Raw genomic sequence first — 13,847 nt, forward strand, 5'->3', positions numbered from 1 at the left:
GGTGTTCAGGACTCTCGCCGGTCCATGGCGCGCCAGGCGCCGAAGACCGCGTCGCGGGGACGCGATCCGCCGCTGACGCTGAGCCCCTGGACGTGCGAGGTGCGCAGGATCGGGTAGTTGGCCTCGCCGAACACGCCTCCGGTCAGGCCCGTACCACCGTGCGTCGGCAGATAGGGCAGGAATCCGACGTGCGAGTCGTTGACCTTCAGGATTCCGCCGACGGTGATGCGGGTGACGAATTCCTCGACGACGGCCTTGTCGCCGGCCCACACGGAATTCCTCAGGCCGTAGGCGTTCGTGTTGACGAACTCGACGAAGCTGTCCATGAGTTCGGCGTCCGGGGCGGGGTCGGCGACCACGACCGGGATCAGCGGGAAGAACGTCTCGTCGCGTACGGCGTCGATCTCCCGGGCGTCCTTCAGACCGCGGACCACCACCACCGTCGGCTCCAGGAAGATGCCCGCCGCGTCGCGGGTCTCGTCGATCTGCATGGCGTGCCCGCCGCAGGCGATCTCCGCGCCGTTCTCGACGGCGTCCCGCAGACAGGAGAAGAACTTCTCGTTCCGCAGGACCGGGGTGAGGAGGACGTCCTCCTCCCAGGCGTATCCGGGGCGGATGTGGCCGGCCAGGCGGACGATCTCCGCGATGAGCCGGTCGGCGACATCGGGGTGGACGAGCACCTGGTTCGGAATCATGCAGAGCTGTCCCGAGCCGAAGAAGCTCTCCGTGATGGCCTCGGCCGCCAGTTCGAGATCGGCGTCCTTCCACACCACCACGGCGTCGTTCCCGGCCAGTTCGAGGATGGGCTTCTTGCCGGCGGTGACGCACTTCTCCTCGAAGGTGATGCCGTTCTCGCTGCTCCCGAAGTACATGATGTCGTCGACCTTCGGGCTCCGCAGCCAGGAGGCGAGCATGGGCGCCGGGTCGCCGCACACCACGTTCAGCGTGCCGGGCGGGGCGCCGACCTCCTCCAGCGCCGGGACCACGATCTCGTGCAGGACGTACATCGCGCCGAGCGGGGCGCTGCGCGGCGCGCGGACGACCAGGGCGTTGCCCGCCATGATCGCGGTGGCGCCCAGCAGCACGCTGGACAGCGGCGCGTTCTGCGGCGGGTTGAGACACACCACGCCGTCCGGGAGCCTGCGGACGGCCAGTTGCCGGTCGCCCTGCCGGAACTCCTGGAGCATCTGCGACCGGTAGAAGCTCAGGGACTGCGGTCCGAAGCAGTCGAGCATGCCCGACACCTGCCAGCGGGCCAGCGGGAGCGGATGCCCCTCCTGCACCAGCACGTCGACGATCTCCTGGGCGTGCTCCACGATGCGCCGGTGGATCTGACGGCCGAGCCGGGTGAGCCGGACGTCGAGCGGGAACGCCGCCCAGCGCGGCGCGGCCACGGCGGCGGCCTCCACGGCCATCTCCACCGTGTCGCGGTCGGCCTTGGCCACCTTGGCCACGATGCTGCCGGGCAGTTCCGCGGGCTCCGTCAGTCCGCGTTCCAGCTTCCGTTTGAGGCTCAGGCTCGCGAACGCGTCGTCGAGCAGCGCGTCGGCGCCGACGACGTAGACCCACTCGCCGCCGTCCAGGCATTCTCCGTTCACATAGGACCGGTACGTACGCAACCGGTGCGCGGAACTCCCGCCGCGCCTCCGGCCGGCCGGAGCGGACAACTGAACGCTGGTCACCCCAGGTCCCCCGCCTTCTGTAGACCAACTTCGATTCGTCGGCAACCTTCGCCAAGACCTCTGAGAAAGCGCTGAGACGGTTCTGAGACGGTGGTGTCAGCCGGCTTCACGACCCCGCTGGAAGAGTTCCGGGCGTTCCTGTAGATCTCTGGAGGGCGGTGCGGTGAATCGATCACGGACACGGCGGACGGCGACGCCCACGGCGGACGCGAGCGGTGAGGAGCTCCCTCAGGTGCTGTCGGCCGTGGAGAAGCACGCCGACAATCCGAGCGCGTTCCTGGCGCTCAACGAGGGAAATCAGTACTTCCGTGCGGACGGCGGCGACGGTTTCGTCGTCTACCGGCGTTCCGGCCGCTATCTCGTCCAGTTCGGCGGGGTGTTCGCCGCTCCCGGGGAACGGGCTTCCCTCCTGCGCGCCTTCCGTTCCTTCGCGCGTGAGCAGCGCCGCACGATCGTCGGGATCCAACTGCAGCAGGACGACATCGACCTGTTCCAGGAGGAGGGTTTCACCATCAATCAGGTCGGCTCGTCGTACTCACTCGACCTCTCCGCGTTCAGTCTGCGCGGGTCGAAGTTCGTGAAGCTGCGCAACAAGATCTCGCGCGCGCGGCGCAGCGGCCTCACGGTCGCCGAGACGGACTGGGAGACGTGCGCGGGCGACATCGAGCGCATCGACAAGGCGTGGCTGCGCTCCAAGGGGCGGCACGTCAAGGAGATCGAGTTCCTGGTGGGCCAGCTCGGCGGTCCCGCGCAGAAGCACCGCCGGCTCTTCGTCGGCAGGCTGGACTCCGGGCCGGTCTCGTACATCTCGTACAGTCCCACGCACGGCGGCAGGCCCGGCTGGCTGCACGATCTCAGCAGGCGGCTGCCGGACGCCCCGCCGGGGGTGATGGAGGCCGTCAACCTCCACGCGACGGAGACGTTCATCAAGGAAGGCGCGGGCTGGCTGCACTTCGGCTTCACCCCGTTCACCGGCCTCGACCCGCGGCACGAGCCGGCCGGGGCGAGCAGGCTGACGGGCCGTTTCATGCGGCTGCTCGCCGAGCACGGCCACGCGGTCTACCCGGCCTCGACCCAGCTCGCGTACAAGGAGAAGTGGGGCCCGCAGGTGGTGCTTCCCGAATATCTGGCGTTCGAGCGCGGCGCCAGTTTCGGGGCCATCTGGCAGGTCCTGCGGGTCACCAAGTCGGTGTGAGGCGGAACGGCATCACGACAGCCGTACGACGGGCCGTACGACGCGAAAGTGTCGGACGGATGCTCGAATTCCGGGCGTACGGTGTGCACTCGCCGAGCCACAGAGTGCGACACACGGGGGAAACATGTGCACGGAGACGGCGCTGCGGCGCGAGGAAAGCGATCGGTACTGTCTGAGCACCACGCAGGCGGACGCGCTGCTGACGGGGGCGCCCTGGCGGCGCTTCCTGGTGATCGGCGACGAGGTGGCCGACGGACGGGGTGAGCCCGCGGAGGGTTACGGCAGCGACGGCTGGGCGGACCGGGTGGCGGCGTCGCTGCGCCGGGTCCAGCCCGGTCTCGCGTACCTCAACCTCGGCAGGAAGGGCCGGCTCGCGGCCGAGATACGGTCGCGGCAGCTCGGCCGTGTCCTGGAGTTCAAGCCGGACCTGACGGCGCTGACGTGCTGCGGCGGCGAGTTGGTGCGTGATCCGTTCGACGCCGACAGCGTGGAGGCGGAGTTCGACCGGGTGGTCGCGCCGCTGCGCGACAGCGGGGGTGATGTGCTGCTGGTGAACTGGTTCGACATCACCCGTTTCGGCCCCCGGCCGGCCGAGGAGACCGAGCGGCTGCGCCTGCGGCTGCGTGAACTGGCCGAGCGCAAGCAGGCGGTGGCCCTCCGGCACGGCGCGATCTACGTGAACCTCGCCGGCCACCCGGCGGCCGGGGACCGGGACGTGTACGGCGCCGACGGCAGCGCCCCCACCATGCGCGGCCACGCCATCGCCGCCGCCTCGGTGATCCGGGGCCTCGGCGCCCACCTCACGGGCAGCGCGGACGAGGGCCGGTGAGCGTTCGGCTGATTCCCCGGGAGACAGGCACCCGGCACCGATGCCGGGCGGCCCGCAGGTCGTTCGCCCCGGGCCGCCGAGCGGCTCGCGGTTCCCACCCGGCCCGACGGCCGGCAGGTTCTGCCGCCCTGATCGGACGGGCGGGCGGACTCTCACACCCGGGCCCACGAGCTGACGGACCCTCCCGTCCGGTCCCGCGAACGGGCCGAGGCTCCCGCCCGGCTCGATGGACAGGGCGGGGTTTCCCACCGGGCCGACGAACCGAGCCGTGGTCCCGTCCGGGTAGACAGACCGGGCCGTGGTCCCCTCCGGGCCGACGGACCGGGAGGTCTCCTCGGGCGGCCCGGTGGGACGGGATACCTCTAGGGCTTGGCGAAGGAGGAGAAGAGGCGGCGGAACTGGCTCAGCGTGGCTTCGAGGAGTTCGTCGGCGTCGCCGTCGGCGTGAGCCAGCGCGATCGCGCTCTCGCAGGCGGCGCCGTGCACCATCGAGGCGACGGCGGTGACCTCGGCGCGCGAACGCTCCCTGCCGAGGAGCTGGCCGAGACCGTAGGCGATCATGCGCCGGCAGTCCGAGCGGATCGCCCGCATCTCCGCCCAGCCCAGCGCGCCCGGCGCGTCGACGAGGGTGATGCGCTGCGTGCTCGGCTCCATCGACATGACCAGGAATTCCCGCATGCCCTCGTACAGACCGTCCCAGGGGTCCTCGTGGAGGGTGAACGTCTGCGCGATGGCGCTCGACAGCCGGTTCTCCTCCGCCTCGTAGACGGCACGGAACAGGTCGCGCTTGTTCTTGAAGTGGTGGTAGAGCGCGCCCTTGCTCGCCCCGATCTCCTCGCAGATCGCGTCGAGCGAGGTAGCGGTGTACCCGTCTCTGGCGAAGAGCTTACGAGCGGCCGCGAGGAGTTCGTTCGTCGTCGTCCGCGAACGCTCCTCCTGCGATCGGCGCACGCGCTGCTGACTGCCCATGGATCCGACCCGCCCTCCTGACCCCCCGAAAACGTCCACCGTTCGATCTTAGCGTCTCCCCCTCGTACCGAGAGTTCACCGAACCTGGATCTCATAGACATACCATCGGTTGGAATGTAACATCACGGCCGCAGGGCGCCAACCCCGAGTACGGGCCCGCGGCACGTCCCCGCCCCTCTGGCCGTATCCGGCAAGGAGGTCATCAGTCATGCACAGCCCCGCACTTCCCGGCGTACAGGTCCCCGCGGACCGGTGGGAACTGCTGCTCCCGCACCGGGAGCGCATCCACCGGCTCGCGAGGTCCCGGCTGTCCGGGGACCAGGAAGCCGAGGACTGCGCGCAGGAGGCCCTGATCCGCGCGGCGACCTTCCGCGACCTGGACGAGAGCCGGGTCGGCCCCTTCCTCACCACGGTCACCCTGCGGCTCTGCACCGACATCCACCGACGCGACGAACGCGCCCGGCGGCTGCTGCGCGGCCCCGGGACCGAGGTCATGGCGAGCCCGGAGGAGCTGATCTGCGCCGCGCAGGAGGAGGCCTGGGCACTGGAGCAGGTCGGCCGGCTCGCCGGGCGGGAGCACCAGGTGATCGTGGCCCGCCTCAACGGGATCAGCACCCGCGAGTTCGCGAGCCGGCGCGGCATCTCGCTCAAGGCGGCCGAGAGCGCGTTCACCAAGGCCCGGGCCCGACTGCGCCGCTGGTACGAGGAGGCGCTGGCGGGCTGAGGGGGACGACCGGACCGGACTCGGGCCCCGCCCGGCGGTGCCGGGCACGCCGGTACCTCGCCGGCACACGGTGTGCCCGGCCGGGGCGGACTCGACCACGACAGGCGGGACGGCGGAACGATGGCCACGAACCGACAGACGGGCGCCGGCGGGCGGCCCTCCCCAGCATCCGGCCTCCGGCAGCCGCGAGGCACGCGGGACCGGGGCGGCCCGGGTAGAGGCCTGCCGCACCGGGGCACCCCCGGCCAGGACGCGCGGCACCGGGGCACCCCCGGCCAGGACGCGCGGCACCGGGGCACCCCCGGCCAGGACGCGCGGCACCGGGGCACCCCCGGTCAGGACGCGCGGCACCGGGGCACCCCGGGTCAGCGCACGCGGGACCGGGGCACGGGGTGCCCCGGTCGGCGGGCGGCTCATGCGGCCGCCCGCTCCAGCGCGGCGTTCAGCAGCTTCGTGACCTCCTGGGCGGAGGCCGACTCCAGGGCGGCCAGCGCGTCGGCCGTGTCCGGGCTCCCTCCGGTGCCGAGGAACTTCTCGCGCACCAGGGCGGCGGCCGGCGGTCCGCCCACCGCTCCCACGGGGATGTCCACCTGCCTGCTCACGGAGCGGCCGTCGCGGAAGTGGACGGTCACCCTGGCGCCCGTCACCTTCCGCGCGGTCCGGAAGTCCTCGCTGGGCGGCTCCAGTTCGCCGACCAGGTCCACGAGCCACTGCCCGTCGCCCTTCAGCCGCGCGCCGAAGGGCCGCAGCCACTCGGCCGCCCGGGGACCGGCCTGGCGTAGCGCCTCCCCGAAGGGAACCTCGCTGTGGAACAGGTCGTAGGTCATCGCGTCGTCGAGACGCGTGCTCACCAGCTCGGCCAGGCGCCACCGCTCCTCGTCCGCGACCCCGGGCGCGGCGAAGTCCTCCGTCGTCAGGTCACCGGTGAGCAGGACGGTCGCCAGCAGGTAGGGCAGGGCGAACACGAGCGCGCTCACCGGCGAGTCGGCGCCCCGCAGATGCACCCCGGCCTGGGCGTCCACCAGCACCGTGTAGAGCGAGGTGTCCACGGTGATCCCGGTGACCTCCCGCGCCCGTACGGGCCCCAGCTCCCGGTGGAGTCCGAGGCCGCAGTCGACCGCCGCGTCCATGCCGGGACCGCCGGGGTGCACCTTGAACGACGTCGTGTGGGTGTGCCAGCGGCGTCCGAGTCCGGCGGTCACCGCCCCGGGCAGCGGTACGGACGCGAAGCGGGACAGGAATCCCTCCGGGTGCTCCAGGATCTCCCGGCTGCCCTCGAATCCCGCCGCCGCGGCGTCGCACGCGTCCAGTCCGACGGAGACGGGCGTCGAGGCGCTGAAGACCTTGGCATCGCCGCCGAGGAACCCGATCGGCACGGTGCGCGGTGGCAGCCCGAGGCCGAGACCGAGTGCGTCGGCCCAGCGCCGGGCGGACGCGTTCTCACCGCGCAGCCGGCCCGCGACGGCGCCGACGACGTGGGTGAAGGTGGCGCTCTGGCCGCGGAAGGGACCCAGGGTGGCCGAGGCGGTGACGCGCGCGGCGCACTCGTTGGCCACGATGACGGAGGTCAGCAGCGCGCGCCCGTCCAGTTCCTGGCTCTGGGCGTACGCCATGGGCACGGCCACGGTCGAGTTGGACAGATGCCCGGCGAACGCGGTGTCGTCGAAGTGCAGCCACGATCCGAGTCCGGCGAGCACGAAGGCCGCCCGCCGGGGATCGGGCTGGAGGGGCGGGCCGAACGCCGCGGTCAGTTTCCGGCCCAGCGGATGCGTCGCACCGATGCGCATGGCCGCGCACTGGGACAGTATCTGCAGCTTCGCGATCTCCACGACATCCGGCGGTATGTCCTCGAACCGCAGTGCGTGGGCCCATTCCGCGAGTTCTTCGGTGAGGGTCATCGGTCTCCTTCACGGCGGCCGTTTCACGATTCGGCACCCAGGGCGGTCCTCATGCGCCGCCCGGCTTCTTTCTGGTTACGCCGCGAGGGCCGGGAACCCTCGCAAACGACGGGAATTCCCGGGCCGGGAAAACGGAATGCGCTCTTACTCAGGGGAGCGCCGGAGTGGGCGCGTAAGACAGTCGGCACGCGAACCGTCCGTGCTCGCCGGTCTCTTGCCGAGCCGGCCGCGAGCCGAATTCCCGGAGAGGAATCACCATGCTGACACCGCACCAGCCCACCCGAATGCAATCGGGTCTGCCCAGCGACACCGCCTATCTCACGGCGCGCGCCCGCGCCGCCGACGCGGTCGTGGAACCCGCGCGCCGGCTGCTCGACGACCGTTTCGCCTCGCTGTTCGTCACCGAGCCCCCGCTCCCCCGGACGTCCGAGGAGGCGCTCGCCCGGCTGACCGCGCTGGACGCCGCGCACGGCGGTTTCATCGCCGAGATCCTGCTGCGCCAGCGGTTCTTCGAGGACCAGCTCATACGCGCGGTCGCGACCGGCATCCGCCAGGTGGTGCTCCTCGGCGCGGGTTACGACACCACCGCGCTGCGGATGCCCGGCTACGACGGGCTGCGCTACTTCGAGGTGGACCACCCGGCCACGCAGCGCGCCAAGCTGGAGACGCTGGTCGACGCGGCGGTCGACGCCCCGTCGGTCACGTACGTACCCGTCGACTTCGAGGCGGGCGACTCGCTCGCCGATGCCCTCGCCGGCGCCGGGTTCCAGCCGGGCAGCCCCTGCGTCGTGGGCTGGCTGGGCGTCACGTTCTTCCTGCGCCGTGACGCCTTCGAGCGCACCCTGCACCAGCTCACCGGCCTGTGCGCGCCGGGCAGCGCCCTCGTCTTCGACTACATGGACGAGAGCGTCGTCGACGGTACGACCCGCTACGAGGGCGCCCTGTCGATGGCCCGCAAGGTGGGCGCCCAGGGCGAGCCGTACGTCACCGGCCTGACCCCGGAGACGGCGTCCGAGGCCGTGCGCGAGGCGGGCTTCTGGCCCACCGAGGAGGTACGGGTCCCCGAGCTCGTACGGCGCTACGGCGGCGCCGATCCCTACTGCAAGGACGACGACTTCATGGGCCTGATCGCGGCCGAGCGCGCCGCGCAGGAGAACGGAGATGCAGCATGACCACGACCGAAGGACCCACCGCGGAGGCGACCGACCCGCACGTCCTGTCACCCGAGGACGCCGACCGGCTGCTGAAGGACGCCCCCTGGACCCGTTTCGCGGTCATCGGGGACAGCCTCGCCGAAGGGCTCGGGGAGTCCTCGCCCGGCTACGCGGACCTGCCCTGGGCGGAGCGGGTCCTGGAGGCGCTGCGGCGGGTCGATCCCGGCATCGAGTACCTGAACCTGGGGGTACGCCATCTCAAGGCGGCGGAGGTCCGCACGGGGCAGCTCAAGGAGGCGCTGGACTTCCGTCCCGACCTCGTCTCGGTGGTGTGCGGCGGCAACGACATGCTCGCCCGTGACTTCTCGGCGGAGGCGGTGGAGGCCGAACTCGACGCGATGGTGCGGCCGTTGCGCGAGGGCGGTGCCGACGTCTTCGTCTTCACCATCCAGGACATCACCAAGGTCTTCCCCGAACAGCTCGGCGGCGGAGGGCTGAGCGGGCGCATCGAGATCTTCAACGACCAGGTGCGCAAGGTGGCCGACCGGCACGATGCCCTGGTCATCGACATGTGGGCGCACCCCACCAGCGGTTCCCGTAGCGTCTTCAGCGCGGACATGCTCCACGCCTCGATGCGCGGTCACGCGGTCCTGGCGTCGGCGGTGTTCGAGCAGCTCGGCGGGCGTCTGGCGGCGCGGCGCGGCCACTGAGAGGGCCGTGTCAGAGAGATCTCAGAACGCCCTGTCACCTTGGAGATGTGCACCGAACCGCAAGCCTTCGAGGCAAGCGCTTCGGTGCACGAGGAGAGATTCCCGTAGCGGCCCAACGGGGATCCGGGAAGCATCCCGGATCCGGGCTTCACCGCCCGCGCAGGTTCGAATCCTGCTCTCTCCGCCACTCCTTGTCAGGTCGGTCGTCTGCCCGTCGAGATCCGAGGAGAGCAGCAATGCAGCCAGGCCGGTGGGCGGACTCCGGTGTACTGATCACCAACCCGGTCGCCGGGGCGGGACGCGCCGACCTCGTCGACGCCGACACCCTGACCCGGCGGTGCGCGGACCTGGTCGGGAGCCTCACGGCGATCGGGACCCGACACCGCGGTCACGCCGAGGAGATCGCGGCGAAGGCCGTCGCCGACGGCGCCGACCTGGTGATCGTGGCCGGCGGCGACGGCACCACCCGCGAGGTGGCCTCGGGGCTCGTCCGGGCCTCCCTGGAACGGCCCGGGGCGGCCCTGCCCGCGCTGTTCTGCGTGCCGGTCGGCACCGCCAACTCCTTCTACCGCGAGCTCTGGTCCGACCGGCCCTGGCAGCTCACGCTGCCCGAGGCGCTGTCCGGGCCGGCCCGCCGGGTGCGCCACGTCGACATTGCGCACATACGGGAGAGCGACACGTACGCCCTGCTCGGCACGGGCACCGGCGTCGTCGCGGAGGTGCTCGCGACGGCGAACCGCCTCACCGGCCTGGCCGGCCGCGACCGCTACCGGCAGGCCGTGGCCGACGTCGTGGCGGCCCACCGGCCGTACCCCACGCGGATCACGGTGGACGGCGAGGTGGTGCACGACGGCACGGTCCAGCTCACCAACATCGGCGGCGGCCGGTACCGCGCCGGGCAGTTCCGGCTGATGCCGCGTTCCGTCCTCGACGACGGACTGCTCGACCTGTGCGTCTTCGACGGCACCTGCGACCTGGTCGAACTGCTGAACCTGACCCGCGAGGGACGGCACGTGGAACGCCCCGGGGTGATCTACACCCGGGGCCGGCACTTCGTCGTGGAGCGCACCGACGGCGCGCCCCTGTCCCTGGAGTACGACGGCGAGATGGCCACCGGGGGGCGGTCCCGCTGCACAGTGGGCCTCCTGGCCGGCGTCCTGCCGTTTCTCGCACCGCCGCACCAGGCGTGAGCCCGGAAGGCGCGGCGGTCCCCGGATACGGAGGAGACCCCCATGCACGGCGCCGAGCAGACCGCCGACGACCGGTGGGTGCTGCCCACGGCAGGCGACACCCACTTCACCTGGAAGTACGACGAGGGCCGCGACCGGCTGCTGAGCCTGTACCAGAAGGGCAAGGACAAGCAGTGGGACAGCACGGCGCGCATCGCGTGGGAGACCGAGGTCGACCCGTACGACGCGCTGGGCACTCCGGAGAACACGCTCGCCCTGTACGGCTCGAGGCAGTACGCGAAACTCGACGAACGCGAGCGGCGCGAAATGCGCCGGCACATGGCGTCCTGGGAATTCAGCCAGTTCCTGCACGGTGAACAGGGGGCGATGATCTGCTCGGCGCGGATCGTCGAATCGGTCCCCGATCTCGATTCGAAGTTCTACGCCTCGACCCAGGTGATGGACGAGGCGCGGCACGCCGAGATCTTTTCCCGTTTCCTCAAGGAGAAGATCGGCATGGAATATCCGATCAACTCGCATTTGAAGAGCCTGCTCGGCGACGCGCTCTCGGATTCACGCTGGGACATGCCATATCTCGGAATGCAGGTGCTGATCGAGGGCCTGGCGCTCGCCGCCTTCGGAATTCTCCGGGACAAGACGAACAAGCCGCTGCCGAAACAGATCCTCGCGTACGTCATGCAGGACGAGGCCCGCCATGTCGCCTTCGGACGGCTCGCCCTGCGGGACTACTACGCGGAGCTGACCTCCAAGGAGCGGGCGGAACGCGAGGAGTTCGTCGTCGAGGGCTGCCACCTCATGCGGGACCGGTTCCGGATGCAGGAGGTCTGGGAGAACCTGGGCTTCGACATGGCCGAGTGCATGGAGTACATGGACAAGGGCCCCCGCATGCAGGCGTTCCGTTCGCGGCTGTTCACCCGGATCGTCCCCTGCGTGAAGGACATCGGGCTGTGGGGGCCGGCGGTCAAGAAGGCCTACGCCGACATGGGTGTCCTGGACATGGCCAAGAGCGACCTGCTCGCCCTGATGGCCTCGGACGAGGCGCAGGCCGAGCTGCTGGACCGGGAGCGCCGCGAGGAGCGCGAGCGCGAGGACCGCGAGCTGGCGGACCGTGTCGCCGAGGTGGACGCGGCCGTCGCGGCGGGAGCCGACGACTCTTCGGATACCGGGAGTACGCCACTGACCGACGGCAGGCCGGGGGTCGGCGGGGCGGCCTGAGGCGGCGCGCGCGCCCGAGGGACCGGGATCATCCTCGCACCCCTGGGTCTCGCGCATCACCCAACCACCCCTCGGACCAGGGCACTTGCCCTCTCGGCAGCCCGCCGAACGGTTGGGCGGCGCGACGGGACGGCTGCGCTCGGTGACAACCCGATTGACGGCTGCGCACTCACACGGATACATTCCAACCATCGGTATGTTGGAGGTGTTAAGCGATGAGCGCTGGGCCCGCTGAAGCGGCGGCCAAGCGGGGGTACATGCCCCTGCTGCTCCTCGCGTCGAGTGCGACCTTCCTGGCCGTCCTCGACGTGACGATCGTCAATCTGGCCATCCCGGATCTGCACAAGGACTTCGAGGGTTCCGCCCTCGCGGACCTGTCCTGGGTGATCACCGTCTACGCCACGGTGTTCGCCGCCCTGCTGGCGCCCGCGGGCCGGCTCGCGGACGTGATCGGCCGGCGTTCCCTGTTCACCGCGGGGATCGCCGTCTTCACCGCGATGTCCCTCATGTGCGCGCTGGCCCCGAATCTGCCCGTCCTGCTGACCGCCCGGGCCTTCCAGGGCGCCGGAGCGGCGGCGATGATCCCGGCGTCACTCGCCATCGTCCTGATGGACACGCCACCCGAGGAGCGCCGGGCGGCGATCGGCAAGTGGAGCGCCGCCTCCGCGTTCGCCGCCGCGGTCGGCCCCTCGATCGGCGGGGTCCTGGTCGACACCCTGGGCTGGCGGTCCCTGTTCCTGATCAACGTGCCGTTCGGCCTGCTGCTCCTGCTGCGCGCGCACATCATTCCCCGGACCACGCGCCCCGAGGGCAGCAAGGTGCCCGACCTGATCGGGACCGCCCTGCTCGGGCTCGGCATCGGCCTCCTCAGCCTCGGCATCTCCAAGGGCGAGGACTGGGGCTGGGGCGACCCCGCCACGGTGGGCTGCCTGGCCGGCGGCGTGATCGCCATGACGGTCACCCTGCTGCGCTCGCGGACCCACGAGGCCCCCGCCGTGGAGACCAGCCTCTGGCGCAGCCGGACCTTCGCCCTGGCGAACCTGTCCGTGTTCTTCTACGGTGCCTGCCTGTTCGCCTGGCTCCTGGTCGGCGTCCTGTACGTCACCTCGGTCTGGCACTGGTCGGAGCTGAAGGCGGGCCTCGCGGTGACCCCGGGCGCCTTCGCGGCGACCCTGGTGGCCCTGTACTCGGGCAAGATCCAGACGAAGTACGGCCCGCGGGCCGTGGTCGTGGCCGGCGCGGTCATCCTCGCGGGCACCGGCTTCTTCCTCGCCTTCACCCTGCCCGACGAGCCCAACTTCCTCGGCTACTGGCTGCCCACCGGCATCCTGGCGGGCGCGGGCATGGGCGCGATCACCACGGGCACCTCGACCGCCGCCGCGCTCTCGGTCTCCCCGCTGCGCTTCGCGGCGGCGACCGGGCTCAACCAGACGGCCCGTCAGGTCGGCGGCGCCTTCGGTATCGCCACGCTGGCCACGCTCCTCAGCAAAGCGAGCACCGACGCGGCCGACTACGGACACGTCCTGCTCTTCTGCTCCATCGTCACGGCCATCTCGGGTCTGGCGGGCCTCGGGCTCGTCATCAAGGCCCCGCCCGCCGCGGCCCAGGCGCAGGCCGCCCAGGGCGCCGCGGCCGAGGCCGCCCGGACGGCCGAGGCGAAGCCGAGCTCCCACTGACCCCCGAGGGGCGGCGGGCACCCGCCGCCGCCCGTTCGGGTCGCCGTCCATCCGATCCAGGCACTCATAAAACCGACGGAAGGTACGCAAGACATGCCCATCAAGACCAGTGAAGCTCTCTACACCGCAGTCGCGACCGCCGAGGGCGGCCGAGAGGGCCGTGTCTCCACTGAGGACGGCAAGCTCGACGTGGTCGTCAGCCAGCCCAAGGAACTGGGCGGCACGGGCGCCGGCACCAACCCCGAGCAGCTCTTCGCGGCCTGTTACAGCGCGTGTTTCCACGCCTCGATCGGGATCATCGCCCAGATGCAGAAGATCGACATCACCGGTTCCAGCGTGACGGCCCGCGTCGGCATCGGCCGCAACGACGCCGGATTCGGCATCGTCGCCGAACTCACCGCCAGTATCCCCTCGGTCGACGAGGCCACCGCCAAGACCCTCGTGGAGAAGGCGCACGAGATCTGCCCCTACTCCAAGGTGACCCGGGGCGACATCGAGGTCACGATCAAGACGGCCTGATCCGATCGGACACCCCGCCCCGCGCGGGACGAGGGCCCCGCCATCGGTGCGACGACCGGGGGCGGGGCCTTCGCCTTGCCGGTCTCC

General features: G+C 71.2%; 12 protein-coding genes and 1 tRNA gene. 10 read left to right on the forward strand and 3 right to left on the reverse strand.

Features of this window, described 5'->3' with window-relative positions:
• Positions 1 to 5: 5 nt before the first annotated feature.
• The gene (locus tag ACZ4TO_RS01890) at positions 6 to 1,598 is read right to left on the reverse strand and encodes an aldehyde dehydrogenase family protein (protein WP_382780350.1); all 1,593 of its coding nucleotides are present in this window, start codon (positions 1,596 to 1,598) and stop codon (positions 6 to 8) included.
• A gap of 316 nt (positions 1,599 to 1,914) precedes the next feature.
• Between ACZ4TO_RS01890 and ACZ4TO_RS01895 the strand changes: the two genes are divergently transcribed.
• Positions 1,915 to 2,877, forward strand: a complete 963-nt coding sequence (locus tag ACZ4TO_RS01895; protein WP_468023125.1) for a bifunctional lysylphosphatidylglycerol flippase/synthetase MprF — start codon at positions 1,915 to 1,917, stop codon at positions 2,875 to 2,877.
• 124 nt (positions 2,878 to 3,001) lie between these two features.
• Entirely contained in the window at positions 3,002 to 3,706 is a 705-nt protein-coding gene (locus ACZ4TO_RS01900; protein WP_385046403.1) for an SGNH/GDSL hydrolase family protein, read from the forward strand.
• Positions 3,707 to 4,068: 362 nt separating this feature from the next.
• On the opposite strand, the gene ACZ4TO_RS01905 is transcribed toward ACZ4TO_RS01900, so the two are convergent.
• Positions 4,069 to 4,674, reverse strand: coding sequence for a TetR/AcrR family transcriptional regulator (locus ACZ4TO_RS01905; RefSeq protein ID WP_382780341.1), 606 nt, complete (start codon positions 4,672 to 4,674; stop codon positions 4,069 to 4,071).
• Positions 4,675 to 4,882: 208 nt separating this feature from the next.
• Here ACZ4TO_RS01905 and ACZ4TO_RS01910 point away from each other — a divergent pair, with 208 nt between their 5' ends.
• Entirely contained in the window at positions 4,883 to 5,398 is a 516-nt protein-coding gene (locus ACZ4TO_RS01910; protein ID WP_382780338.1) for an RNA polymerase sigma factor, read from the forward strand.
• A gap of 413 nt (positions 5,399 to 5,811) precedes the next feature.
• Here ACZ4TO_RS01910 and ACZ4TO_RS01915 read toward each other — a convergent pair whose 3' ends face one another.
• On the reverse strand, positions 5,812 to 7,296 hold the full coding sequence (locus ACZ4TO_RS01915) for an MmgE/PrpD family protein (protein ID WP_385046398.1): 1,485 nt from the start codon (positions 7,294 to 7,296) through the stop codon (positions 5,812 to 5,814).
• A gap of 257 nt (positions 7,297 to 7,553) precedes the next feature.
• Between ACZ4TO_RS01915 and ACZ4TO_RS01920 the strand changes: the two genes are divergently transcribed.
• From ACZ4TO_RS01920 to ACZ4TO_RS01950, 7 genes are all read left to right on the forward strand, one after another.
• A complete protein-coding gene (locus ACZ4TO_RS01920; protein WP_382780333.1) occupies positions 7,554 to 8,468 on the forward strand; it encodes a class I SAM-dependent methyltransferase in 915 nt (304 codons plus the stop codon).
• Positions 8,465 to 9,160, forward strand: a complete 696-nt coding sequence (locus tag ACZ4TO_RS01925) for an SGNH/GDSL hydrolase family protein (protein ID WP_468023126.1) — start codon at positions 8,465 to 8,467, stop codon at positions 9,158 to 9,160. The genes ACZ4TO_RS01920 and ACZ4TO_RS01925 overlap by 4 nt, the downstream gene beginning before the upstream one ends.
• A 92-nt stretch (positions 9,161 to 9,252) precedes the next feature.
• A tRNA-Ser gene (locus tag ACZ4TO_RS01930) sits at positions 9,253 to 9,347 on the forward strand.
• Positions 9,348 to 9,396: 49 nt separating this feature from the next.
• Complete coding sequence (locus ACZ4TO_RS01935; protein WP_468023127.1) at positions 9,397 to 10,350, forward strand: diacylglycerol/lipid kinase family protein; 954 nt, start codon at positions 9,397 to 9,399, stop codon at positions 10,348 to 10,350.
• A gap of 42 nt (positions 10,351 to 10,392) precedes the next feature.
• Positions 10,393 to 11,565 carry a ferritin-like domain-containing protein gene (locus tag ACZ4TO_RS01940; protein WP_382780326.1) on the forward strand — a complete coding sequence of 391 codons (1,173 nt, stop codon included), beginning with the start codon at positions 10,393 to 10,395 and terminating at the stop codon, positions 11,563 to 11,565.
• 215 nt (positions 11,566 to 11,780) lie between these two features.
• Positions 11,781 to 13,241 (forward strand): DHA2 family efflux MFS transporter permease subunit, encoded by a 1,461-nt coding sequence (locus ACZ4TO_RS01945; RefSeq protein ID WP_382780323.1) that lies wholly within the window; start codon positions 11,781 to 11,783, stop codon positions 13,239 to 13,241.
• Positions 13,242 to 13,334: 93 nt separating this feature from the next.
• Entirely contained in the window at positions 13,335 to 13,760 is a 426-nt protein-coding gene (locus ACZ4TO_RS01950) for an organic hydroperoxide resistance protein (protein ID WP_382780320.1), read from the forward strand.
• Positions 13,761 to 13,847: the final 87 nt, after the last annotated feature.

The organism is Streptomyces sp. NPDC028298, assembly GCF_055565895.1.